Source organism: Rhizobium sp. SVR5-2C, assembly GCF_056755115.1.
Genome location: NZ_JBNDHT010000646.1, coordinates 1 through 231, shown reverse-complemented (window position 1 = coordinate 231; position 231 = coordinate 1). Strand labels below are relative to the sequence as shown.

General features: G+C 55.8%; 1 protein-coding gene. It reads right to left on the bottom strand.

Translation table 11 applies throughout. From position 1 onward, the window contains the following. On the bottom strand, window positions 1-231 hold a 231-nt coding region (locus tag ACPYOI_RS37235; protein WP_481424327.1), incomplete at both ends, for an efflux RND transporter permease subunit.

Genomic DNA, 231 nt, shown 5'->3' with positions numbered 1-231 from the left:
GGCAATACCGGTGTTCTGACCACGACCCGCAAAGCCAAAGCCGTTAACCGCAAACACGGATTCAACGTTGGCTTTCTCTTTGGTGAGGTAGTAATCCGTCACTTCATCCAGCACCTTCTGGGTACGTTCTTGCGAGGCACCCGCCGGCAGCTGTGCCATCGTCAGGAACACGCCCTGGTCTTCATCTGGCAGGAACGAGCTTGGCAGACGAACGAACAGATAGGCCATACC